Origin of the sequence: Bacillus sp. FSL M8-0071, from assembly GCF_037975455.1 — a bacterium.
In the GTDB taxonomy this organism is placed as follows: Bacteria; Bacillota; Bacilli; order Bacillales; family Bacillaceae; genus Bacillus; species Bacillus subtilis.
In genome coordinates, this window is the sequence record NZ_CP150256.1 from 1,981,426 (window position 1) to 2,006,855 (window position 25,430).

General features: G+C 44.0%; 13 protein-coding genes and 1 tRNA gene. 4 read left to right on the forward strand and 10 right to left on the reverse strand.

Translation table 11 applies throughout. The annotated features are described in order from the left end of the window. Window positions 1–12: 12 nt before the first annotated feature. From ppsA to MKX71_RS09885, 4 genes are all read right to left on the reverse strand, one after another. A complete protein-coding gene (gene ppsA, locus MKX71_RS09870; RefSeq protein ID WP_339232008.1) occupies window positions 13–7,698 on the reverse strand; it encodes a plipastatin non-ribosomal peptide synthetase PpsA in 7,686 nt (2,561 codons plus the stop codon). A 382-nt stretch (window positions 7,699–8,080) separates the two neighbouring features. Next, window positions 8,081–9,556 carry a D-alanyl-D-alanine carboxypeptidase/D-alanyl-D-alanine-endopeptidase gene (gene dacB / locus MKX71_RS09875; protein ID WP_339232010.1) on the reverse strand — a complete coding sequence of 492 codons (1,476 nt, stop codon included), beginning with the start codon at window positions 9,554–9,556 and terminating at the stop codon, window positions 8,081–8,083. Window positions 9,557–9,589: 33 nt separating this feature from the next. Continuing rightward, entirely contained in the window at window positions 9,590–10,567 is a 978-nt protein-coding gene (gene galM, locus MKX71_RS09880) for an aldose 1-epimerase (protein ID WP_339232011.1), read from the reverse strand. Window positions 10,568–10,700: 133 nt separating this feature from the next. Further along, window positions 10,701–12,092: an MATE family efflux transporter gene (locus MKX71_RS09885; protein WP_004399508.1), complete on the reverse strand. Its 1,392-nt coding sequence runs from the start codon at window positions 12,090–12,092 to the stop codon at window positions 10,701–10,703. 284 nt (window positions 12,093–12,376) lie between these two features. Between MKX71_RS09885 and iseA the strand changes: the two genes are divergently transcribed. Continuing rightward, window positions 12,377–12,922 carry a DL-endopeptidase inhibitor IseA gene (gene iseA / locus MKX71_RS09890; protein WP_339232012.1) on the forward strand — a complete coding sequence of 182 codons (546 nt, stop codon included), beginning with the start codon at window positions 12,377–12,379 and terminating at the stop codon, window positions 12,920–12,922. A 93-nt stretch (window positions 12,923–13,015) separates the two neighbouring features. Here the strand turns inward: iseA and MKX71_RS09895 are convergent. The 3 genes from MKX71_RS09895 to MKX71_RS09905 form a co-directional block, all read right to left on the reverse strand. After that, a tRNA-Arg gene (locus MKX71_RS09895) sits at window positions 13,016–13,088 on the reverse strand. A gap of 52 nt (window positions 13,089–13,140) precedes the next feature. Then, window positions 13,141–13,686, reverse strand: coding sequence for a site-specific integrase (locus tag MKX71_RS09900; protein WP_003231473.1), 546 nt, complete (start codon window positions 13,684–13,686; stop codon window positions 13,141–13,143). 315 nt (window positions 13,687–14,001) lie between these two features. After that, window positions 14,002–14,232 (reverse strand): excisionase family DNA-binding protein, encoded by a 231-nt coding sequence (locus MKX71_RS09905; protein ID WP_003231472.1) that lies wholly within the window; start codon window positions 14,230–14,232, stop codon window positions 14,002–14,004. 184 nt (window positions 14,233–14,416) lie between these two features. Between MKX71_RS09905 and ggt the strand changes: the two genes are divergently transcribed. After that, complete coding sequence (gene ggt, locus MKX71_RS09910; RefSeq protein WP_003231470.1) at window positions 14,417–16,180, forward strand: gamma-glutamyltransferase; 1,764 nt, start codon at window positions 14,417–14,419, stop codon at window positions 16,178–16,180. A gap of 100 nt (window positions 16,181–16,280) precedes the next feature. Here the strand turns inward: ggt and yofA are convergent, their stop codons facing one another. Beyond that, a complete protein-coding gene (gene yofA / locus MKX71_RS09915; protein WP_003231468.1) occupies window positions 16,281–17,138 on the reverse strand; it encodes a LysR family transcriptional regulator YofA in 858 nt (285 codons plus the stop codon). A gap of 127 nt (window positions 17,139–17,265) precedes the next feature. On the opposite strand from yofA, the gene MKX71_RS09920 reads away from it, so the two are divergent. Beyond that, window positions 17,266–18,255: a zinc-binding dehydrogenase gene (locus MKX71_RS09920; RefSeq protein WP_014479971.1), complete on the forward strand. Its 990-nt coding sequence runs from the start codon at window positions 17,266–17,268 to the stop codon at window positions 18,253–18,255. A gap of 56 nt (window positions 18,256–18,311) precedes the next feature. Here MKX71_RS09920 and gltD read toward each other — a convergent pair whose 3' ends face one another. Continuing rightward, a complete protein-coding gene (gene gltD, locus MKX71_RS09925; RefSeq protein WP_014479972.1) occupies window positions 18,312–19,793 on the reverse strand; it encodes a glutamate synthase small subunit in 1,482 nt (493 codons plus the stop codon). A 16-nt stretch (window positions 19,794–19,809) separates the two neighbouring features. Beyond that, window positions 19,810–24,372 carry a glutamate synthase large subunit gene (gene gltB / locus MKX71_RS09930; protein ID WP_076457966.1) on the reverse strand — a complete coding sequence of 1,521 codons (4,563 nt, stop codon included), beginning with the start codon at window positions 24,370–24,372 and terminating at the stop codon, window positions 19,810–19,812. A gap of 146 nt (window positions 24,373–24,518) precedes the next feature. Between gltB and gltC the strand changes: the two genes are divergently transcribed. Beyond that, on the forward strand, window positions 24,519–25,421 hold the full coding sequence (gene gltC, locus MKX71_RS09935; protein ID WP_004399246.1) for a glutamate biosynthesis transcriptional regulator GltC: 903 nt from the start codon (window positions 24,519–24,521) through the stop codon (window positions 25,419–25,421). Window positions 25,422–25,430 lie beyond the last annotated feature (9 nt).

Here is a 25,430-nt window from a genome sequence, read left to right on the forward strand (position 1 = left end):
CCTTTTCAAAAGTTAAAGATCTTTCACGAGATCTTCGATGCTAGATAATGCAGACAACGTTAATTCCTTATTGCTGAAATCGCTCAATGTTTTTTCGCGTGCTTTTTTCTGCGTACAATGCTCAATCGTCTCGATAAGATGCCTGTGAAAACGATCCATAAAGCACTCAATTGAGTGTTTGCTGAACACCTGGGTGTATACCGCTTTTACTTGAAGCCGTCCGTCCGTAATGAGAGCGTTGATGTCCAGCTCATACTCTCGTTCTCTTTCACCCGCTATTTCGTAACGGGGCTTGTAATATGATAATTGAAACGTTTCAGCTTCCTTCTCTTCGCTAAATTGACCGAGATAATTAAAGCTGACCTCAGGCTCTTTATGCCGCAGTTCTCCTATGTGTGTTAACAATCCGTATCCAGTTCCTTTGTTCGGTACTCTTCTCAGCATATCTTTTGTCGTCTTAATTCGGTATGCGAGCTGATCCTCGAAAGGCTCGGGAATACCCATGTCTAGCAGAATAGGATAAATGGAAGTAAACCATCCAACTGTCCTTGAAATATCAATGTTTGGCACATGCCCTTCTCTACCGTGTCCCTCAGTGCTGATCACGATTTGGTCATGCCCAGTCCATTCAGAAAGCGCCATTCCTAAAGCCGTAAGCAAAAGTTCGTTGGCATCAGTACCATAGGCTTGCTGGGTTTCAAACTGCAATTTTTCAGTCCAGTCCCCGGATAGTACAAACGCTGCTGCGTCGCTGTTCTTTTGGAGTCTGTCCGGCACATTTTCTATGTCCTTAGGAAGAAAAGCAGTGTGAGCGTCTAAAATCGTTTGCCAATACGTTTTCTCTGAATGCAATTGTTTACTTTCAGCTATTTGGGTAAGACCATCGGCGTAGGATAAATAAGAATCCGTTTTTGGCGGTAATTGGATTTCTTTCTTTTCTAAAGCCTGTTGATATGCTGCAGCTAAATCCTCAAGCAGAATTCTCCAAGAAACGCCATCTATCACAAGATGATGAAGTGCAATCAGCAAATGATCCCCTTCTGCCGTTTTAAACAAACCTGCTTGCAGCAAAGGCCCTTTTTCTACATTCATTTTGCTTTGAATGACGGTTTCCTCAGCGGCAAGTTTTTCATCAAGGTGAGCCCTTTCCAGCGATGCTTTTGTCCAATCTGAAATATAAAGGCCAAACAGTTCATGATCCTTGTGATTGATTCCGCGATTAAACTGAATGACATGGCCGTTTTGGTCACGTTGGAAAATCATGCGAATGGCATCATGATGCTCGGTTATTTTACGCAGCGCTAGATGAAGCGCGTTAGCATTGAATCCTTTTTCACTGAAAAGCATGACGGACTGGTTGTAATGATAGTGAAAAGCATGTACCTGTCCGAAAAATCTTCGCTGAATCGGGGTGAGTTCAGCTTCACCTTCCGCAGGTCCCTGGTCCGCTTGAGATGCCAATGGTGTGATATGTCCGCATAGTTCCTGAATCGTTGAATAACGGAATAAGTCGCGTATTGTCATGCTCCAGCCTTCAGCTGCCAGACGTGCTGCCACTTGTAATGCTTTAATTGAGTCTCCGCCAAGCTCAAAAAAGGAATCGTGAATGCCGACTCGTGACATGCTCAGTACATCTTCCCATATATACGCCATCGTTTTTTGCATGTCGTTAACTGGTGCGGTATATGGACGCGATAACACATTATTTGGAGCCGGCAAGGCATTTCTGTCCAGCTTTCCGTTTAGGGTTAGCGGCATGTTTTCTAAAGGAATCAGATGTGCAGGAATCATATACGCTGGCAGCTCCTTTGTTAAAGCAGCACGGAGAGCATTCGTATTGACGTCTGAAGGCACAATATATGCTGCTAAACCAGCCTGTCCATTTTTATCATGCTGAACGGCAACAGCAGCTTCTCTGACAAGCCCCGTTTGAAGCAGAACACTTTCAATTTCTCCTGTTTCAATTCTGTATCCATTTATCTTTACTTGATAATCCATTCGGCCAAGAAGCCTGATCGTTCCGTTTGGAAGCCAGCATGCTCGATCACCGGTTCTGTACAGCCTTTCTCCAGAGACAAATGGATTTTCTGTAAATTTCATTTGCGTTAAGTCAGGTTTATGATGATAGCCTTTCGCAACACCTGCCCCGCCGATGCACAGCTCGCCGGCAACACCGATCGGCTGAATTTGATCAGTCTGGCTGAGTACGTACATGTGTACATTCGGCAGCGGGCTGCCGATTGGTACGTTATCTCCCATACACTCTCCACCCATACTGGTTTCATAGCAGCTCGAATCAATGGTTGCCTCTGTGACACCATAGCTATTAATGATGCGCATGCTTTGACCAAAGCGATCTGTCAATGTTTTGAAATCTTGAGCTTTCACCATGTCGGAACCAAGAATCAGTATGTCTAAGTCAGGAAGCTTGAACTGATTACGGTATACATACTCCATCACCGGGATAATGAGAGCCGGTGTCGACTCCATCACCGTGATTCTCCGAGAGTTCATGATTTTATATATTTCAGCAGGTTCCAGCCGTGTTTCATCTGGGCAAACGATTAGAGTCCCGCCGTTGGTCAATGTTCTCGCCAAATCTCCTGAGAAGACATCGAATGAAAAGCTCGCGATTTGAAGCAGTCTGACAGGCTTCCGATCCAGTTCATAAATTTGACGCCAAGCAAGAGCAGCATGAGTAAAGTTCTGATAGGTGACAATAACACCTTTAGGCGCACCCGTCGTTCCTGACGTATAAATGATATATACCGGCTCTTCAGGAGCAGGAGATAAGTTAAGGTTGCAGTTACTTTCTTCAAAAGAGCCCTCATCGTCAAGGAAGATGTGAGACATTTCAGACTCAGGCGAGTTCGAAATCAAATGCTTCAACTCTCTCTGTAAAAGAAGAATATCTGCCCCGCTATCACGAAGAATGTATTCAATACGAGCTTTTGGATAATGTGAATCGATTGGGATATACACTCCGCCAGCTTTCATCACTGCCAGCACGCCAACAATTGCATCGATGGACCGCTTGGCTAAAACAGCCACAGTTGGCTTCGGTCCTTTTCTGTTTTGCAATGTTCGTGCCAGACGATTGGCTCTTTCATTTAGAAGCCGATAGCTAATCTCTGTTTCGTTATCAATAACAGCTATATGTTCTGGATTTTCTTCAGCTTTCGCTTCAAATATGCGATGAAAAGGAATATCTTTTTGAGCAAATTCAACTTGAGTTTTGTTAAATTCAAAGACTATTTTTTGTTTTTCTTTATCACTAAGTATGTTTATTTGTGCAAGGCTTGTTTCAGGGGTTGAAAGTGCCGCATGCAGAAATTCGGTAAAATGATCGGCCCAGCGTTCAATCGTAGCTTTCAGGAATACTTCTGTACTAAATTCCATTTCGCAGCAAATAGATCCATTTATTTCAGTAGCTATTAATGTGATATCAAATAAAGAAATGTGATGTGCGAAATTGGCAGGCCGGGCTTTTATTTCTCTCAGATCTATGTCCTGTTTTTCCACATTTTGAAGGATAAACATCGCATCAAACACTGGATTCCGGCTCATATCCCGTGTCAATTCAAGCTTATCAACAAGCTCTTCGAACGGGTAATCTTGGTGCTCAAAGGCTTCCAATGCTGTCTCACGCACTTCCTGCAAATACTGTACGAATGGCTTCCTGCCCTCCGGGCGCGTCCGAAGCGCCAGCGTGTTCACAAACATGCCGAGTATCGGCTCAAGATCCTTGTGCGGCCGGCCGGCGATTGGCGAGCCGACGATGATATCTTCCTGTCCGCTTAAGCGTGACAAGAACGCGGTGTAAGCCGCAAGGAGCACCATGTACAGTGTGCTTCCGTTTTCTCGTGCCAGCTTGTGAAGGCCTGATGCAACCTCTTGATCCAGCGTAAATGAGACCTTGTCACCCGCGAAGCTTCGCACCGGCGGGCGGGCATGATCAGCCGGAAGATCCAGCACAGGCAGCTCGTCCTCGAGCTGCTTCAGCCAGTACGCCTCTTGCGTTTTGTACGCATCTCCTGTTTTAAATCCTTCTTGCCATACGGCATAATCTTTATATTGAATGCGCAGTGCCGGAAGCTTCCGATTATTGTACAGCTCGCCGAATTCCCGAATCAGAATGTTGACGGAAACACCGTCTGAAATGATGTGATGCATATCAACCAGCAACAGGTGCCGCTCATCTGATACCTTTACGATTTGGGCACGGAACAGCGGCGCTTGGCTGAGATCAAACGGTTTGATAAATGCGGCTGCGGCCTCCTGTTCGGTTCGTTCGCCGAGAACTGTAGTCTGTAACGTAAACGGCACCTCGTCATGGATGCGCTGCACCGGGTCGCCTCCTGCGTCCTGTTCGAAGGCGGTCCGAAGCGACTCGTGGCGCTTGATCAGCTCTTTGAAAGCTCTGTCCATCCTTTCAAGGTTGAGCTTCCCTTCGAGCTCTAACACAGCCGGCATATTGTAGCCTGTCCCTCCGTCCTCCAGCTGCTGAAGGACATAAATCCGCTTTTGGGCAGAGGAAACCGGATAGGTTTCCTGTTTTTCAGCGGGCTTAATCGCTTCATATGGACTGTCCGTTCCTTCACGGATAACGGTAGCCAGTCCTTCTACCGTCGGATGGGCAAACACATCTTTTAGCGGCACCTGTACATCGAATTCTTTGGCGATCCGTGAGACAAGCGCCGTTGCTTTTAAGGAATGTCCCCCGCGGTCAAAAAAGTTGTCGTGAATCCCGACAGGGCCATTTTTCAGCACGTCCTCCCACAGCTGAGAAAGCTTCATCTCAGTCACGTTTCTCGGCGCCGTGTAGGTCTCCGCATCTGCCGCTCCGCCAGGAGCTGGCAGGGCGTTTCGGTCGAGCTTTCCGCTTGGTGTAACCGGCCACTGTTCCATTTCTATCATATAGGCTGGGACCATGTAGCCCGGCAACAGTCTCTGAAGCTGTGCACGCACTTCGTTTCTTTGGAGCCCTTCTACATAAGCGCATAATTCCGGCTCGCCGCTGTCTGTCCGTACGGTAACGGCCGCCTCCCTTACGCCTTCTATGCTTCTTAGTGCCGCTTCAATCTCTCCCGGCTCAATCCGGTAGCCGCGGATTTTCACCTGATCATCCGTACGCCCGAGGAATTCAACATTCCCGTCAGGGAGCCAGCGCGCCACATCCCCGGTTTTGTACATGCGTTCCCCCAGGTAAAACGGGTCTTCAAGAAAACGCTCCTCCGTTAATGCCGGCCGATTCAAATAACCTCTGGCAACACCCGCTCCGGCAATGTATAGTTCGCCGGCGACACCGGAAGGCTGTACGGCTAAATACGGATCTAAAACATACAAACGCGCACCGGGTACGGGCTTCCCAATCGGAATCCGCAAACGGTCTCTGTCCCGTTCTGGATCCAATACGTAAAATGCCGCGTCTACCGTTGCTTCTGTCGGCCCGTAACCATGGATTAATGATACCTGCGGCAATACAGAAGCAAAACGGGCTGCCGTACGCGGCGCAAGCGGTTCACCTCCGGCGAATACACGCTTTAGGTTTGTCCCGTCACCAAGCGCTAACATTTCTGCTTGATCCAGAAAGCTGTTCAGCATAGCCGGAATAAAATGAGCCGTTGTCACGTTTTCCTGATGAATGGCTTGTACGATCAACGCGGGGTCTTTTTCCCAGCCGGGCGGAAGCAGATACGCCGAAGCACCGGAAAGAGCCCACCAAAACAGCTGCCACACAGACGCATCAAAGGAAAAAGAGGTTTTCACCATGACAATGTCATCTTCTGAAAGCGGAAACTGGTGCTGCATGCCGGTCAGAAAGGAAACAGCCTGGCGGTGCTCAACGGCCACTCCTTTCGGCTGCCCGGTAGAGCCCGATGTATAGATGACATAGGCGAGAGAACCGCCATCAGCAGGAGTAAACTCATGGTTCTCTGCTTTTTCGCCTGCAAGAGATGTCATGTCCACTTCAAGCGTCTCTCCGGAAAAGTTCGGTACGGAACATTTCGGCTGCGTCAGCAAGAGTGATGCCCCGCTGTCTTTCAGCATGTAGCTCAGCCGCTCCTTTGGATACGCAGGATCAAGCGGCAAATAGGCCCCTCCGGCCTTCAATACAGCAAGGACAGCGATCAGCATGTCAGGTGAGCGTTCAGACAGGACACCGACGATACTTTCGTTTGTGACGCCGCGTGCCGCAAGGTGCGCAGCCAGCCGGCTGGCATACATGTCAAGCTCAGCGTATGTCAGCGAACCGCCTGAAAAGCGAATGGCCAGCCGCTCCGGTGTGAAAGCTGCCTGTCGCTCAAACAGCCCATGCAGGGTGAAAGCTTTAGGCGAAACAGCTTCCGTCTTGTTAAACTCATACAACAATTTTTGCTTTTCTCTTGTATTCGTCATATCTAATTCTCTTATAAAGCTGTGCGGATGTTGAAGGGCGTTTTCCAGTATGGTAAGCAGATGAGATTGTATTCGTTTAATATCCTCAAGAGAAAACAAGGTATTTTGATAGTCGAAATTTAATTGAATGGTTCCATTGTCTATCCGTTCTTGTATTTGAACTGAAAGCTCGTTCGCGGTGTATCCGCTGAAGTAAAGCGCTGTTTCATAGTCAAAATCATCTGCATTATGCCACTGAAGTGGCTGATACTGCATAGATATACCGATAAGGTTGTGTAAATCCTTCTGTTCATTTCTTAATTCATTTACAAGCAAATTATAAGGAAACCGTTGATGACGCATAACAGAAAGCTGTTCCCTGCCTATTGTGCGGACAAAGGAAAGAAAATCTGTGTCAGGATCAACCGTTATTCTGATTGGAAGAGAACTAACGAACATGCCGAGCATTTCTTTTTCAGCCTTTGACCCTCTGTTGCCATAGTAGGTGCCAATGGCAAGATCTTTTTTAGAAGTGATTCGGCTGATGCATATGTAAAATGAAGCCATAAATAAGGAAATGATATTGATCTTGTGTTCTTCGCAGAAGATTCGAATCGTTTGCTCTAGATCAGGTGAAAGAATGATGGTGTCTCTGGATGCAGATGTGCTCTGTTTTTGTAAGGACGTCTGGTCGGCTAACGAGTGGTATTCCAACGGGTGCTCAAAGGTTTGCGTCCAAAATAAACGGTCCTTTGCAAACCGCGGAGATTGTAGATATTGACTCTCTTTTTCGATGTAGCTCAAGTAAGAAGGTTCCGGCTGATCAGGTAAAGGATCTTTCTTTTTCATTTTTTGATAAAGATCTATAATTTGATTTCCCATCACATTTAAAGAGATTCCATCCATTATGATATGATGGAATTTCGCAAATAGCCAAACTTCATGAGAGTCAATTCTAAGGAGGTAAAATTGAAAAAGAGGCGAGTTGAACAGTTTAAATGGAATGCTCGCTTGATCCTGAATCCATTGCTCTATTTCTATCATTTCAACATTTGAAAAATCAATTATTCTAAGTGGATAATATTTATATTCAGTAAGGTGCAATCGCGGCTCAAGCTCTTCTCCTTCTAACAGCTGAAATCTGATGGCGTCGTTGCGGGAGATGGAATGATTCAGCGCTCCCTCTAGAGTATCAAGCTCAATATTGCCTTTGAATTTCACACAAGCTGTGAGATTGCAAATGCTGGTATCTGGCTCCAGCAGTTCAGTAAACCACACTCTCCTTTGGGCATGGGTTAAAGAATAAGTATGTTCGCTCAACGGATTCCCTCCAGTTCTCATAATAAGAGGATAAGAAAAAGTAGAAAAAAGCAGAAAAATGTCAATAAAAGAAATTATATGACTATATAATCCATATATGCACTATATTAACGGATATTTTTTAAAGTACAATAAAAAACATTAAATTTTTATAACATTTTTTTGAATATAGTATTATTTCTTTATTTTTCGTTTCTTTTTTTATCAAATTTCCGGATATAAAGTGATAAAAGTATTGTTTTACATAAGGTCTTATACACTACTTTTTAATCGGACTAATTTTCTTTTGTGCATGATTCTTCTAATTGTTGGAAGGTTCGACAAAGCGTTATTACAGACATAAAAAAAACCTGTTTTCTCTTGGAAAACAGGTCTGCCGCTATTATTGATTTGCCAAAATGACAGCGATTTGATCCTCAATATCTTTTCCATCCTCTTCATCAATCAATCCATTTAGAAGAATAGAGAAAACAAGTTTTTTTCCGCTCTTTGTTTCTGCGTACCCCGATAGAGAGCTTACCGTACTGAGCGATCCGGTTTTTGCTCTTACTTTTCCTTGTGCAGGAGTGTCTTTCATGCGGTTTCTCAGCGTTCCGCCCACCATTCTGTCAGGATTGCCCGCAACAGGTAAAGAATTTAGATAAGCCGAGAACCAACTCTGATCCTGAATGTCATATAACAGCTGTGAAAGTTGATCTGAGGATACAGCATCAATATGTGAGATTCCTGATCCGTCTCTTAAGACGAGTGATTTAGAATCAACACCAAATTCCGGAAGCGTACTGTTTAACACTTCGAGCCCCTTTTCCCAGCTCCCTTCTCCTTTTTTCACTTTCCCCATCTCTTTTACGAGCACTTCGGCATGTCCGTTATTACTTAATTTCATGAACGGCACAAAAAGTTTCCATAAAGGCATTGAGCGATGAGAGAGCAGCACATCTGAAGAACTAGGTGCTTCACCCGTCTTGATGTCCCCTTTCACAGTAATACCTTGTTTTTTTAGTGACTGCTTAAATAAATCTAAGGCATATCCGGCAGGCTCCCAGACAGAAATCCATTCCTTTGTCTTGTTTGCGTCAACCGGTACGCTCCCTTCAATTGTAATCGTGTTTGTTCCATGCTCTCTTTCGATTGTGAGGTCTTTCTCTGAACCGGCAGCAGTCGTTTTAGCATCGTTCTTTATCGTTATATAATCGGTTTTCGGAGAGACAGACACGGCAGGCTCTTCCCCTTCTTTTTGATTTGGGGTTACCTCAACAATCACAGTGCCTGCATCATAGTCTTCGTTTGGAGACGCTGTTAGAGCGGAGATTGGCGCGCCATAATATGTGTATTCATCGCTCCAAGGCATATCAGGTGATAATCGCATGTCATCATGCCACGTATCATCACCGATCAGATTGCCTTTAATTACTTTTACGTCGGAATGTTTCAATTTCTCAGCCATTTTGTCAAAATCAGATGGTAAAAGTGTCGGATCGCCTTTCCCTTTCAAATAAAGGTTACCATTCAGCTTTTTCCCTTTCAGTGTTCCATCCGTCCGGACCTCGGTTGTAAAAGAATAGTTCTCGCCAAGGACAGAAAGTGCCGCGGCCGCTGTCAAAAGCTTTAGAGAAGAGGCAGGCCTCATTCGGGTGTCTCCTGAATGTTCATATAGAACAGCACCTGTTTCCGCAGAGCGAACGGTGATGCCGGCCATTGCGCCTTCGAGGGCAGGATGATCAGCTAAAATCTTATCGATCTGCCCGGAAAGTGCATCTTGTTTTTCAGCGGCAAGCGCAGCCTGATGCATATAAGGCACCGAAGCAACGACGAAAAGCAGTAAAACAGCAACATAAAGCTTTATGCTTTTTTTCATTAATTTCCCCGCCTCTCTGCGCTTCATCATTGGCTATTGATGATTCAGTTCAATGGTGATACTGCTTTTAGCTGTCGTTTCTTCTCCCGGCTCCAGCACTTGAAAACCAGTGAGTGACGAAGGTAAATCAAGATTCACTGCGTTTGTCACCCATGTGTAAGGTTCAGGGCATAAATACCCTTGTTTTCCGTCCGCATTGTATACAACCCAATGTTTAAACTGTTCATCTGCCTTATAAATAATGCTGATATGTGCATGCTGATGATAAATGACTGCCTGGTTTTCTCCGCCCCTCTTCTGATAAGAAGATAAAAAGACATCATCCAGCTGCTTGTGGCGCAAATCCATTCCTTCATGCAAAGCTTCTTTATTCGGTACACCCATCAGTTTCCCGGTCGGCAGCAGGCGTTCATCCAACTCCCATTGCTGATCTGCTGTCAGGGAGAATAACGAGCTTTCTGCCGGAAATATAAATGTAGTATGATAACCAATTCCCCAAGGAAACGCTTCCTTTCCTTTGTTCATGACCGTCGCATGTTTAAATAGGGTATTCTCCTTGATTGTGTATGTCATCCGAACGACGGCATGATGAGGAAATTGCTTCTGCACATGGGGAAGCTCAGAAAGATCAATTTCTGTTTCAACAATCACTTCTTCATCAGTTTGCTTCGTGGTCACGACATTCCACTTTTCATGGTAAAGAAACCCGTGAAGATGGTTGTGTTTATCCTTCTCGTTGATATCAAAATGATACGTTCTGCCCCGGAAACTGAATGTACCGTCACTTATGCGGTTAGGCGGGAACAGGATTGGAATGCCATACAATGTTGGTGTGTCGTGAAAACTTTCTGCTGTTTCCGGTTCACGCAAAAGCTGGACATTTGTTGTTTTGTCCACGAGAGAAATGACTTTGCTCCCCCACTCAGGGACAACAATCATTTCTAGATGTTCGTTGCCCGCTTTGATGGCCGGTGTTCCCAAATAAGTCATTTTTTCAATAAAGTTTGCCATGTTTACTCAACCTCTCCTTGATTCATTGCTAGTATAAGAATTCAATGTACTGTACCATATTTCCTCCATTTTATATTTTCCCCTATCAAATAAAAAAACACCGTTCAAACTTATGAACGGTGTGATTCGGAGGCTATTGGATGAGACGTGTGATTTGTTTCTTTTTCCAGACGAATTGATAATACCCATAAATCAACAGCAAGCTGACGGCAAACGCAGCTGGATAACCAACCCAGACGCCGAGTATTTCAAGCTTTGTATAGTGAGAAAGGACGAAAGCAACAGGCACCTCTACTCCCCAGATTGCAAAAATACTGATGACGGTCGGCCATAAAACCGTTCCGCTTGCCCGCATCGTTGCAGAAATAATTTGGGCATTTCCAAACAGCAAATAGCTCCACAGTGTAATCATCAAAAGACGGTGCGCAATGTAAAGCGTCTCTTGCTCGGTTAAAAATAACGATAAAATCTGATGTGAAAAAACATAGATCAGAATGATCAGTACGCCGCCAATGATATAATTCAGCCAAATCCCAACGCGAATGACCTGCTTTAAGCGGTCAAACTCGTTTGCTCCGATCGATTGCGCAGCGAAAATAGAAACCGCAATACCAAGGCTGACGGCCGGCATCTGTACATAGCTGGCCACCTGGTTGACCACTCCGTATGCAGCTGTTGCATTAGAGCCGTAATGATTGACGAATGAAATAACCGCTATCTCTGATAATGAGACAAGAATCATATTGATGCTTGCTGGGACCCCAAGACGCAGCAGGAGAACCAGCAGTTCCTTATCCATTTTCAAATAACGACGCACTGTTTTATCAAATTGCAGCGGGTGTTTTCGCTTTCGTAAATACACCATTAACACGAGAAAAGTCGCAATCGTGGAAATGACAGTTGCATATGCCGAGCCGTATATGCCCAGTTTCGGAAAACCAAACATGCCAAGGATTAAAACAGGCAAAAGCGCGATGTTGATGACCGTGCTCACAATCAGCGTATAAAACGGTGTCTTGGAATCTCCTGTTCCGCGCAAAAAGGTAGTATATGCAAAATATAAAAACATAAACGGCATAGCATAAAATAAAATACGTGCATAGTTAGCGCTGACATGAATGACATTTTCAGGTGTTCCCATTAAACGAAGGATATCCAGGGTGAAAATACTGCCGATAACGGCTAACACTACGCCTAATAAAAATGTAAACGTGAGCGTCGTCCCGACAACAGCCTTTAGCCGTTCCTCATTTTTCGCTCCGTAAGCTTGTCCGATCAGAATCGAACTTCCTGAACCGATCCCAATTGTAAATGAGATTAAAAGAAAAAATAACGGGAAAAAGGATGATACAGCTGCCACTGCATCAACACCGAGCCATCTGCCTACAGCCATCATCCCGACTAGCTGGCCGACTGATTGCAGCACATTGCTCAGCAGAAGCGGCACTAAAAAGAGTGACATCGACCGCCAAACTGATGGTTTGCTTTTCTTTTGAGTTACAAGAGGTTCTTGTGATGTTTCCATATTAAAGGACTCCTTTATTTGAAATCGTTTTTAAACATGCCCTCTTTTTGACAAAAACAGGATATGTAACATGTTATTATTCATCACTGCACATATGAAACCCTTCCCGATTCTTCTAATTTTACACATCTTTTTAGCTTATGAAGAATAAACTAGCAAGTAATGGCGTATTTTTTGTGAGTAAAAGAATAAAAAAATAATTTATGCAAAAGTATTGTAATCTATCCGTAATTATTGTAACATTTGTAACATAAGAGAAAGAGATTTTGAAGGAGAGAGCGATAATGAAAAAATGTCTTCTATTTCTAACAACCATTGCACTTATTCTGTCATTAAGCACAAATGCATTTGCGAAAAATACATCAGGCGATTTATCACAAAAACAAGCATTACAGTTGGCATTATCCGCTAGAGAACATTTTTGGAACACCATGAGCGGCCACAATCCGAAGGTGAAAAAAGCAGTTTGCCCATCAGGCACATTCGAGTATCAAAATCTTCAATATGTATACATGTGCAGCGATCTAGGCACTAAAGCAAAAGCGGTGAATTACTTAACTCCTATTTTTACAAAAACAGCAATCGAAAAAGGCTTTATAGATTATCATTTCACTGTTTCAAAAGGAAAGCTTGCTGTTCCAATCGGTGACGGAGACAATCTTTTGAATTGGAAAAAATCAACTGCTAAACTGGTCTCTAAAAAAGGCGGCACAATCACATACGAATTTACCGTCCCTACATTAGACGGATCCCCTTCTGCAAAACGGAAAGTGACATTCGTGAAAGAAAATAAAAAATGGAAAGTCAATCAATTTGACGCAGTTATATAAGAAAAACGCCCGGTATAAGCGGGCGTTTTTTATTTGGTTTGCATAAAGAAAGACAACAGGCGAAAAGTGCCTGTTGTCTTTTTGTGAATATAACGCTCTAGGAGAGATTCGAACTCCCGACCTGCAGTTTAGGAAACTGCTGCACTATCCGCTGTGCTACTAGAGCTTTTGGTATTTATATAGTAGCTCTGATGATCAATATTTTCAAGCGATTTGTATTAAAGCCCTCCAAAAACCTTATATGCGGCTCTTGTCGTATCTTCATCAATACCGATATACCGCATTGTAATTGATGGTGATGAATGATTCAGTATTCTCTGCAGCTCGGCGATGTCTTTCGTTCGCTGATAAAAATGATAGCCAAACGTTTTCCGGAGTGTATGCGTCCCTATCTCCTCAAGTCCGCACGCCGCAGCAGCCTCTCTTAAAATTCTGTAGGCCTGAATGCGGGAAATCGGCTTCCTGGTCCGCACTGATTTAAAAAGATATTCGTTTTCCTTCATGTCTTTTGTATACTCGTATATTTCCTGTTTCAGCGATTCTAAAATAAGAATCTTTCTTTTCTTTTTCGTTTTGCTTTCAGTCGCCCATAAATGATCTTTATTTTGAACGTCCTTCACTTGCAGCGGCAGAATATCAGAAATGCGGAGCGCGCTGTTGATGCCGAAAATAAACAGAAAATAATCCCGCTTGTTTTTGTTAAGCAAATACTGTTTGACTTCTTGGATTTTCTCTAGACTGCGAATTGGCTGTACAATATGCATCAAAAAACTCCTTAAAAACCGTTATGTAACGTTTTGAGGTCTATGTTACTATTATATCTGAAAAACGTTGAATGTCAAAGTGCAGCGGCATTTATGTAACATAATATACATAGTGTTACATAAGCTTTTAAAAAAGCTTCTTCCAACCTTCACCCTATAAAATAAGCTTTAAAGCCTCTTATAAAGCTTTTAACCTCTTGGATACTTATCCCCCTACTAATCATCAAAAAACCTCTTAAAATGAAATCTGACACTCCCAATTTTCTGGAGCTTCCGCAAAAATATACAAAAAAAGACACAATTTCAAATTGTGTCCTAATCCTCATCCTTTACATCAATATCTTCCGGGATCGGTTCATTTAATATTTCCTGCACAAGTGCTTTGTAATTCTCCAGCTGTTCGAGATGCGTTTTGAACTGTTCCTTATAAATCAAAAATTGCTCCCCGTCATGAACGGCTCTGATTTTCCCTTCGAGCACCAAGCTTTTAATATAATCCTCTGAAAGATTTGTATATTCTGCTGTTTCTTCAATCGTTAAATACATATAGCAGTCCCTTCTTAATCCGTATGCTGATTCTAATATAGCACATGGCTCATATCAATATAATCAATTTTGCACAGAAAAACGGCATTATGCACTATATAATATACCATTTGTCACTTGTGAAAACGCTGTAATTTTTTTACGCTAAGATTGTAACAATACAGCTTCATATAGGAGGGAGAACATGAAAAGAACGTGGAACGTCTGTTTAACAGCTCTGCTTAGTGTTCTGTTAGTCGCTGGAAGTGTCCCTTTTCACGCGGAAGCTAAAAAACCGCCCAAAAGCTACGATGAGTACAAACAAGTAGATGTTGGAAAAGACGGCATGGTTGCGACCGCACATCCTCTTGCTTCTGAAATCGGTGCTGATGTGCTGAAAAAAGGAGGAAATGCTATTGACGCAGCGGTTGCCATTCAATTTGCACTCAATGTAACAGAGCCGATGATGTCAGGTATTGGCGGCGGCGGTTTTATGATGGTGTATGACGGAAAAACGAAGGATACAACGATAATCGACAGCCGTGAGCGTGCTCCAGCAGGCGCAACTCCTGATATGTTTCTGGACGAAAACGGCAAAGCAATTCCTTTCTCTGAACGTGTAACAAAAGGTACTGCCGTTGGTGTTCCAGGCACTCTGAAAGGGCTGGAAGAAGCCTTGGATAAATGGGGAACCCGTTCGATGAAGCAATTAATTACCCCTTCTATTAAACTCGCTGAAAAAGGCTTTCCGATTGATTCGGTGTTGGCAGAGGCCATTTCTGATTATCAGGAAAAGCTTTCACGGACTGCCGCAAAAGATGTATTTTTACCAAATGGCGAACCGCTTAAAGAAGGAGATACCCTTATTCAAAAGGATTTGGCTAAAACATTTAAGCTTATTCGCTCCAAAGGCACTGACGCTTTTTATAAAGGAAAATTCGCCAAGACGCTTTCTGACACTGTCCAGGATTTCGGCGGATCAATGACAGAAAAAGATTTAGAAAATTACGACATTACAATTGATGAACCGATTTGGGGAGATTATCAAGGCTATCAAATCGCTACTACTCCTCCTCCAAGCTCCGGCGGTATTTTCTTATTGCAAATGCTGAAAATCCTTGATCATTTTAACCTTTCACAATACGATGTCCGCTCATGGGAAAAATATCAGCTGCTTGCTGAAACGATGCATTTGTCATATGCCGACCGTGCGTCTTACGCAGGTGATCCCGAATTTGTAAATGTTCCTCTCAAAGGCCTGCTTCACCCCGATTATATTAAAGAACGCCAGCAATTAATCAACCTAGATCAAGTGAATAAAAAACCGAAAGCCGGTGACCCTTGGAAATACCAAGAAGGATCAGCAAACTATAAACAAGTTGAACAGCCGAAAGACAAAGTAGAAGGCCAAACAACCCACTTTACAGTTGCTGACCGTTGGGGAAATGTTGTTTCTTATACAACAACAATCGAACAGCTATTCGGAACGGGTATTATGGTCCCTGATTACGGTGTTATTTTAAACAATGAATTAACGGATTTTGATGCGATACCAGGCGGAGCTAACGAAGTACAGCCAAACAAACGGCCTTTAAGCAGCATGACCCCGACGATTTTATTTAAGGATGACAAGCCTGTCCTCACGGTTGGATCTCCTGGCGGGGCCACAATTATTTCATCCGTTTTGCAAACCATTCTCTACCACATTGAATATGGTATGGAATTAAAAGCAGCTGTTGAAGAGCCGAGAATTTACACAAACAGCATGAGCTCTTACCGTTACGAAGACGGAGTTCCTAAAGATGTCCTCAGCAAGCTAAACGGCATGGGCCACAAATTCGGCACAAGTCCGGTGGATATCGGAAACGTGCAAAGTATATCGATCGACCATGAAAACGGCACCTTTAAAGGTGTAGCTGATTCAAGCAGAAACGGCGCGGCGATCGGCATTAATTTAAAACGTAAATAAATAAAAAACTGTACTCGCTTCAAATGAGTACAGTTTTTTCATGCAGATCTTTAAAATAAAAACTGACAAACGTCTTTATTCTGCTAATGCACGTCTATCTTCATCTTTTCATTTCGTTTATCTCATCAAGAAATGTCTGAAACGCACTCGTAATAAAAAAGTCTTTCCTGTATATAAAGACGATCTCTAAGTCTTGATATGATGGTGGCAGCTGATGAATCCATACATTTGTACGATGCTCGGAGCCGTCAACAGCGGACTTTGGGAGCAGCGCCGTACCCATCCCGGCGGAAACACCTTTTATAATAGCCTCCAATGTGCCAAACTCTATGATTTTTTGATTGTGTATGCCTGCTTCCTCTAGTAATCTTTTGACCCTGTCACGATGAGAACAGCCAGCCCCAAAAAAGAGCATCGGCTGCTGAAGCATGTCTTCTGCCGTCCCTTCTCGTGATGAAATCAAAACTAATTCATCATGGGAGACATGGAGTTGTCTAACTGCAGCGTGTTCAACCGGCCCATATACAAAAGCGCCATCAACTTTATGATCAAGAACCTGTTGAATCAAATGATGCGTATCAGCTGTGTTCACTGATAAATCCACTTCAGGAAAACGCCTTAGGAAGGATGCTGCATGCTCAGGCAGATGCGTTACCGCCATTGTTTCCAGTGATCCGATCCGCAAAGGCCCTTTTGGTTGCCTGCTCATTCGGGTCGATTTTTCAGCTTGGTCTAACAGCGATAATACTTGATCTGCATATTGTAAAAGATTTTCTCCTGCAGCAGTCAGCTTCATTCCCCGATTCGTTCGATGAAAAAGCCTGATATTCAAATCTTCCTCAAGGTTATGCACTCTGGCTGTCACATTCGACTGAACATAATTCAGCATTTGGGCTGCTTTCGTTATGCTTCCTTCGCGAGCAACAGCCTGAAAAATCTTTAAATCTCCGCTTTCCACGCGCTCTCACCTGCTTGCTATGATGAAAAGTGATATTGGCTATCATATTTGTTCATTTTACTCGAAGAAAACCGCTATGTAAAATATGTAAAGATATGAAAATACAATTAATGAGGAGGCAGACAGCATGAAAGCTGTAATTCACAACGGAAAAGCCGGTCTTCTGGGGTTATCAGTTCAGGACGTTCCATCAACAAAGCCTGGATACGGAGAGGTAAAGGTTAAATTAAAATCTGCAGGCCTGAATCATCGTGACTTGTTTCTTATGAAAAACAAATCTGAACAAGATCCTCACATGATACTGGGTTCTGACGGCGCGGGTATCATCGAAGAGATTGGTGAAGGCGTGAAAAATGTTACTGTTCAGACAGAAGTAGTCATTTTCCCGACATTGAACTGGGATTTGACAGAAAATGTTCCACCTGTACCTGAGATTCTGGGAGGTCCTTCGGACGGAACACTTGCTGAATATGTGATCATTCCTTCACAAAATGCAATCAAAAAACCTGCTTATTTATCTTGGGAAGAAGCGGGCGTTTTACCTTTATCCGCTTTAACTGCATATCGGGCTCTGTTTACAAAGGGGCAATTAAAAAAAGGCGAGCATCTATTGATACCCGGCATCGGCAGCGGTGTAGCAACCTACGCTTTATTTATGGCTAAGGCGATTGGGGCAACAGTAAGCGTGACCTCCCGCAGTGAGGAGAAAAGAAAAAAGGCGCTGAAATTAGGTGCTGATTACGCATTTGACAGCTACAGCAATTGGGATGAGCAGTTGCAGGGAAAAAAGGCGGATGTTGTTCTTGACAGCATAGGACCTGCCCTCTTTTCGGAATACTTCCGCCATGTAAAACCAAATGGCCGTATTGTCAGCTTTGGGGCAAGCTCAGGGGATAATCTCAGTTTTCCGGTGCGTTCTCTATTCTTTCCTCAGGTCAATGTTTTGGGAACCTCGATGGGAAGCGGTGAGGAATTTCAAGCTATGCTCGCTTTCATTGACAAACATAAGCTGCGGCCTGTAATTGACCGGATATATCCTTTAGAAAAAGCATGTGAAGCATATAAAAGAATGCAGGAAGGCAGACAGTTTGGAAACATCGGGATCGTAATGGAATAAAAAAAGAAACCGGCTGGCAGCCAGACCGGTTTCTCTTATATGATAATCCCCTTTATTTACGGAAGAACTGAACTCCCCATCAAATATCGATCCACTTCACGCGCCACTTCACGGCCTTCATTAATCGCCCATACGATTAAGCTTTGCCCTCTTCTTGCATCCCCTGCGGCGAATACACCATCGATATTTGTTTGATAATCCCCATATGCTGCACTGATTTTGTTATTTACTGAATCAACACCGAACTGTTTCAACAGCGGCTGTTCTGTGCCTTCAAAGCCGATAGCGATAAAGACAAGCTGAGCAGGCCATACTTTTTCCGTTCCAGGCAGCTCGCGGAACTCGTATTTTCCATGCTCATTTTTCACTTTTTCCATTTGGATGGTATGAAGCTCTTTCAGCTTTCCGTTTTTATCCGCGACCATTTTTGTCGTTTGAATGGAGTATTCTCTCGGATCTCTTCCGAATTTTGCTTCTGCTTCCTCGTATGCATATTCAAGTGTAAAGACGTGTGGCTGTTCAGGCCACATATTGTCATTCGTGCGGGCTGGCGGAAGTTTCGGGTGTTTGCCGAATTGGTGCACGCTTTTGGCTTTTTGACGCAGAGCGGTAGCCACACAGTCAGCTCCTGTATCTCCGCCTCCGATTACGATGACATCTTTCCCTTTGGCATCAATGAATTGCTTGTCTTTAAAATTAGAATCTAAATAGCTTTTTGTTGCAAGTGTGAGGTAGTCCATTGCGTAATGGACTCCTTTTGAGTCGCGTCCTTCAATTAAGAGGTCCCGCTGTTTTTGAGCGCCTGTGCATAAGATCACAGCATCAAATTGCTCCTTTAGCTCATCAGCTGTAATGTCAACACCGATTTCTGTGTTCGTGACAAAATCAATTCCCTCTTGCGTCAGCAATTTAATTCGGCGTTCTACAATGCCCTTCTCAAGCTTCATGTTTGGAATGCCGTATGTTAAAAGGCCGCCCGCTCTGTCTGAGCGCTCAAAAACAGTGACAGAATGCCCCGCTTGATTCAGCTGGTCAGCACTCGCCAGTCCGGCTGGGCCCGACCCGACGATAGCAACTTTTTTGCCTGTTCGTTTTTTTGGAATTCTAGGTTGAATCCAGCCGTTCTCAAATCCTTTATCGATAATGGTCCGCTCGATGTTTTTAATTGATACGGCCGGGTCTGAAATCGCTAAAGTGCATGATCCTTCACAAGGAGCGGGACATACCCGCCCTGTGAATTCAGGAAAGTTGTTTGTTTTCAACAGACGTTCCAATGCTTCCTTCCATCTGCCCCGGTAGACAAGATCATTCCATTCAGGAATTAAGTTGTAAATCGGACAGCCGGATGTAAATCCGTTAATGTCCGCACCGATCTGGCAAAACGGTGTACCGCAATCCATACACCGCGCCCCTTGCCGTTTCGATGCTTCTTCTGAAAAAGGAGCAGAATATTCTTTCCAATCCTTTAAGCGAGTGAGAGGGTCCCGCTCCGCAGGTTTTTCTCGTTTGATCTCCATAAATCCAGTTGGTTTCCCCATGTTCCTCTCCCCTTCCTTACTGTACTACCGCTTGTTTTTGTCCCGATGCTGCTGTATTCTGCTTTGGCTTCGTGTTGGCCTCAAAAGCGAACATGATGGCTTCTTCATCTGATAAACCTGCAGCTTTTTGCTCTTCGATGCTTGCGAGCATTTGTTTATAGTTTTTCGGAATGACTTTGACGAATTTTTTCACACTGTCTTCCCATTGATCTAGCAGATCTTCTGCTTTTTGGCTGTTTGTATACGCAGTATGTCTTTCAAGCATTGCTTTGATTTGCTGGATTTCTTTCTCATCCTCTAATGATTCAAATAAAATCATCTCAAGGTTGCATTTGCGTTTAAACGCTTTGACATCTTCGGTCAGTACATAAGCGATTCCGCCGGACATACCTGCCGCAAAGTTTTTGCCTACATCACCGAGAACGACAACGCTGCCGCCAGTCATGTATTCACAGCCGTGGTCGCCGATGCCTTCTACAACTACGTTCACACCGCTGTTTCGAACGGCAAAGCGTTCACCAGCACGCCCGTTAATATATGCTTCTCCGCTTGTCGCACCGTAAAAAGCCACGTTGCCGATAATGACATTGTCATCCGAAGCAGAGTTGAATCCTTCTGGTGACTTGACGATGATTTTTCCGCCAGAAAGCCCTTTTCCGACGTAATCATTTGAGTCTCCGTCCAAATAAAGCGTCATCCCTTTAGGAACGAAAGCTCCAAAGCTTTGGCCGGCTGATCCGGTAAAGTGCAGCTTGATTGTATCTTCAGGAAGACCTTCTTCTCCGTAACGCTTTGAGATTTCACTGCCGGTTATCGTTCCGGCTACACGATTTGTATTATTGATTTCAATCGAAATATCAGCTTCTTTTCCAGATTCGATGGCTTCTTGTACGGCCGGGAGAATTGTTGTAATATCAAGTGATTGATCAATTTTATGATTTTGCGGCGATTGGAACGTCCGCACCCCTTCAGGCTGATAAAGAAGGGTAGACAAATCAAGCTGGCTTGCTTTCCAGTGCTCCTTTGCCCGTTCACTTACATGAAGTACATCAGTGCGGCCGATCATTTCATCAAATGTCTTGAAGCCTAACGCAGCCATGTACTCACGAACTTCTTCGGCAATGAACAGCATATAGTTCACAATATGGTCAGGATCTCCCATGAACTTTTTGCGAAGCTCTGGATTTTGTGTCGCTACACCGACAGGGCATGTATCCAAATGGCAGGCACGCATCATGACACAGCCGAGTACAACTAACGGAGCCGTTGCGAAACCAAATTCTTCGGCGCCGAGCAAGGCAGCCATCACAACGTCGCGGCCCGTCATGAGCTTTCCGTCTGTTTCTAATACAACACGGTCACGAAGTCCGTTCAGCATTAGTGTTTGATGTGCTTCTGCAAGGCCAAGCTCCCACGGAAGCCCTGTATGTTTAATACTGGTTTTCGGAGAAGCGCCTGTACCTCCGTCATAGCCGCTGATCACAATGACATCTGCAGTCGCTTTGGCAACACCTGCAGCGATTGTTCCTACACCTGCTTTTGACACCAGCTTTACGCTGATTCTTGCGTCACGGTTGGCATTTTTCAAATCGTGGATCAGCTGGGCTAAATCCTCAATCGAATAAATGTCATGGTGTGGCGGAGGTGAGATTAATCCGACACCTGGCGTTGACCCGCGGACATCGGCAACCCATGGATATACCTTGTTGCCAGGAAGCTGCCCGCCTTCACCCGGCTTAGCACCTTGAGCCATTTTAATCTGCAGCTCATCAGCATTGACGAGGTAATGGCTTTTGACACCAAACCGTCCGGATGCAATTTGTTTGATCGCACTTCTTCTATCATCGCCGTTCTCATCTGGAACAAAGCGTTTGGGATCTTCTCCGCCTTCACCGCTGTTGCTTTTTCCTCCAAGACGGTTCATTGCGATTGCTAAAGCTTCGTGCGCTTCCTTACTCAAGGACCCGAATGACATCGCACCCGTTTTAAAACGTTTGACAATCGATTCAGCGGATTCAACCTCCTCCAACTTCAAAGGCTTGCGGTTTCCGTCAAATGCGAACAAGTTCCGCAAAAATCCGATGCGTTCTTCATCAGCCGCTTTTGTATACTGTTTAAACAGATTGTAATCATTTCTGCGGCACGCCCATTGCAAAGTATGAATCGTTTTCGGATTAAACGCATGATGCTCTCCGCCATTTCTCCATTGGAAGTCACTTCCCGGTTCAAGCGTTTTGCTGTAATCATCCTGATACGCTTCCCGGTGGCGGCGCTGTGCCTCTTCTGCAATTGTTTGTAAATCGATGCCGCCTAGCTGTGATGCAGTACCTGTGAAATAGCGGTCGATCACATCGCGGCTGATTCCTACCGCCTCAAAGATTTGTGCGCCTCTGTAGCTTTGCACAGTTGAAATTCCCATCTTGGACATCACTTTTACGACGCCCTCAGTAATGCTTTTTCCATATTTGCTGACCGCTTCTTCATAGCTGATATCCAAACGGCCTTCATCAATTTCCTGCTTGTAGGTCGCATAAGCGAGATAAGGGTTAATCGCATCTGCGCCATAACCGATTAACGCTGCAAAGTGATGCACTTCACGTGCTTCTCCCGATTCCACAATAATGCTGACCTTAGTACGCAGCCCTTTGCGGATTAAGTGCTGGTGCAGCGCGCTTACTGCCAGAAGCGGCGGAATTGGTGTCAGTCGTTCGTTCATCTTTTTGTCTGATAAAATTAACAAACTTACGCCTTGGCTGATGGCTTTCTCTGCTTGTGTGAACATGTCCTTTAAACCGCGTTCAAGATCCTCTGAAAACAGCACATCAATTTTTTGGCTTTTTAAATCAGGATGAACAATCGTTTTCAATGCGTAAAACTGTTCATTGGATAAAACAGGTGTATACAGTTTAATCCGGCGAACATTTCGTTCACTTGGATGAAGAAGATCGCCTTCCGCACCGAGCCAAGTCATCGTTGAAGTGACAAGCTGCTCACGAATCGCGTCGATTGGCGGGTTCGTTACTTGTGCAAACAGCTGTTTAAAGTAGTTAAACAGTGATTGCGCTCGGTCAGAAAGTACAGCAAGCGGAGCGTCATTCCCCATTGAACCAAGGGGATCTTTGCCTTCTTTAATAACAGGAATTAGATACTTTTGGATATCCTCATATGTGTATCCGAATGCCTTCTGGCGAGTAAGAAGATCACTAAATTGTTCTTCTTCTCTTGACTCCGGATCAGGATTTACTTGTACAAGCTCTTCTTCAAGCCATTTTTGATACGGATACTCAGTTGCAATTTGTGTTTTGACTTCTTCATCGGAGATAATACGGCCTTCTTCCAGGTCGATTAAAAGCATTTTCCCAGGCTCAAGGCGGTTTTTATATAAAACGTTCTCCTGTTCAACTTCAATAACGCCTACTTCAGATGAGAAAATAATATAATCATCTTTTGTGACATAATAACGGGCCGGACGGAGACCATTCCGATCAAGGATCGCCCCGATTTGTTTACCGTCAGTAAAAGAAATGGCTGTTGGTCCGTCCCAAGGCTCCATCAGGGAGCTATGGTACTCGTAGAACGCCCTTTTTTCCTTGGACATATGCGTATTTTCCGTCCAAGGCTCTGGAATGAGCATCATTGCCGTATGTGCCGGTTTGCGTCCAGCCATCACAAAAAACTCAAATGCGTTATCCAAAATGGAAGAGTCACTGCCATCAGCATTAAGAATCGGCAAAATCTTATTTAAGTCCTCACCGAAGCTTTCAGATACAAATTGCTGCTCACGTGCTCTCATCCAGTTGATATTTCCACGAAGGGTGTTAATTTCACCGTTGTGAACCAAATAGCGGTTAGGATGCGCTCTTTCCCATGTAGGGAATGTATTGGTACTGAAGCGTGAATGAACGAGCGCAAAAGCAGAAACGAATGCTTCGTCTTGCAGATCAGAATAAAATGCATCAACCTGTTCAGGTGTTAAAAGGCCTTTGTAAACAATGGTCTGGCTTGAAAGACTGGCAAAATAAAAATCAAGACCTTCCGTTACTCCCCAATTTTCAGCCTGTTTACGAATGACATACAATTTTCGTTCAAAAGATAAATTGTCCTTTAGATCAGAACTTGCGCCGATAAATACCTGACGGACAAACGGACAGCTTTTTTGCGCCACTGTTCCGATTTTTCCGACATTTACAGGTACAGTTCTCCATCCAAGAACGACTTGGCCTTCTTGTTCAATCAGTGCATTGATTTGCTTTTCAATTTTTTTTCTTTCATCTTCTTTCTGTGAGAAAAAGACCATTCCTACCCCATAACGTTCTTTTTCTGGCAGATTGATGTCTTTGCACTCTTTTCTAAAGAAAGCATCAGGGATTTGAACCAGTAAGCCGGCTCCGTCTCCTGTATCCGGATCACTGCCTTGCCCTCCTCTATGGTCTAGCTGGCAAAGCATCTTAAGTCCTTGTTTGACAATGTCGTGAGTCTGCTTGCCCTTTAAGTGTGCATATAGGCCGATTCCGCATGCATCATGTTCAAATTCAGGACGGTAGAGACCTTGAGCTTTTGGCATTTGATTGTACGTCATAATTCCTCTCCCCCGATCAATTTCCGATAATACCGGTCATAAAATCTAACAACTCTATAATCATTGTAGGTTTTCAAAACGATATAAACAATATATAATTTAGATCAAAAGAATCTCAAAATGAGATAGATGGATGTGAGACAAACATGGAGCTGCGCCAACTGCGTTATTTTATGGAGGTGGCTGAAAGAGAACACGTTTCAGAAGCCGCTGATCATTTGCATGTGGCCCAATCAGCAATCAGCAGACAAATTGCCAATCTTGAAGAAGAATTAAATGTGACCTTATTTGAGCGTGAAGGGAGAAATATCAAACTCACGCCAATCGGAAAAGAATTTTTGATTCATGTGAAAACGGCGATGAAAGCCATTGATTATGCGAAAGAGCAAATTGATGAGTATCTTGACCCGCATCGCGGAACGGTAAAGATCGGCTTTCCTACAAGCCTCGCCAGCCAGCTTTTGCCGACTGTCATTTCAGCGTTTAAAGAAGAATATCCGCACGTCGAATTTTTGCTGCGCCAAGGCTCCTATAAGTTTCTGATCGAAGCTGTCAGAAACCGCGATATTGATCTGGCCTTATTAGGACCGGTGCCGACGAATTTCTCTGACATAACGGGAAAAATATTATTTACTGAAAAAATTTACGCGCTTGTTCCATTAAATCATCCGCTTGCTAAACAAAAAACGGTTCATTTAATTGATTTGCGCAACGACCAATTTGTATTGTTCCCGGAAGGATTTGTACTTAGAGAGATGGCAATCGATACTTGCAAACAAGCAGGCTTTGCTCCTCTCGTTTCCACTGAGGGTGAGGATTTGGATGCGATCAAAGGGTTAGTGTCCGCAGGAATGGGCGTTACCCTTCTGCCTGAAAGTACTTTTGCTGAAACAACACCTCGTTTTACTGTGAAAATTCCAATTGAGTTCCCTCAAGTAAAACGGACTGTCGGAATCATTAAACCGAAAAATAGAGAGCTTGCGCCTTCTGCGAATGATTTTTATGAGTTTGTCATTCAATTTTTCTCTAAGCTGGAGCAGTATCAATAAAAAAAATGA

Excerpts from the sequence above, each read along its gene's own strand:
- dacB (WP_339232010.1), bottom strand. The coding sequence starts at position 9,556 with ATGAAAAAAAGCATAAAGCTTTATGTTGCTGTTTTACTGCTTTTCGTC.
- gltB (WP_076457966.1), bottom strand. The coding sequence starts at position 24,372 with ATGACGTACAATCAAATGCCAAAAGCTCAAGGTCTCTACCGTCCTGAA.
- MKX71_RS09905 (WP_003231472.1), bottom strand. The coding sequence starts at position 14,232 with ATGTATTTAACGATTGAAGAAACAGCAGAATATACAAATCTTTCAGAG.
- galM (WP_339232011.1), bottom strand. The coding sequence starts at position 10,567 with ATGGCAAACTTTATTGAAAAAATGACTTATTTGGGAACACCGGCCATC.
- iseA (WP_339232012.1), top strand. The coding sequence starts at position 12,377 with ATGAAAAAATGTCTTCTATTTCTAACAACCATTGCACTTATTCTGTCA.
- MKX71_RS09885 (WP_004399508.1), bottom strand. The coding sequence starts at position 12,092 with ATGGAAACATCACAAGAACCTCTTGTAACTCAAAAGAAAAGCAAACCA.
- MKX71_RS09900 (WP_003231473.1), bottom strand. The coding sequence starts at position 13,686 with ATGCATATTGTACAGCCAATTCGCAGTCTAGAGAAAATCCAAGAAGTC.
- ggt (WP_003231470.1), top strand. The coding sequence starts at position 14,417 with ATGAAAAGAACGTGGAACGTCTGTTTAACAGCTCTGCTTAGTGTTCTG.
- MKX71_RS09920 (WP_014479971.1), top strand. The coding sequence starts at position 17,266 with ATGAAAGCTGTAATTCACAACGGAAAAGCCGGTCTTCTGGGGTTATCA.
- gltD (WP_014479972.1), bottom strand. The coding sequence starts at position 19,793 with ATGGGGAAACCAACTGGATTTATGGAGATCAAACGAGAAAAACCTGCG.
- gltC (WP_004399246.1), top strand. The coding sequence starts at position 24,519 with ATGGAGCTGCGCCAACTGCGTTATTTTATGGAGGTGGCTGAAAGAGAA.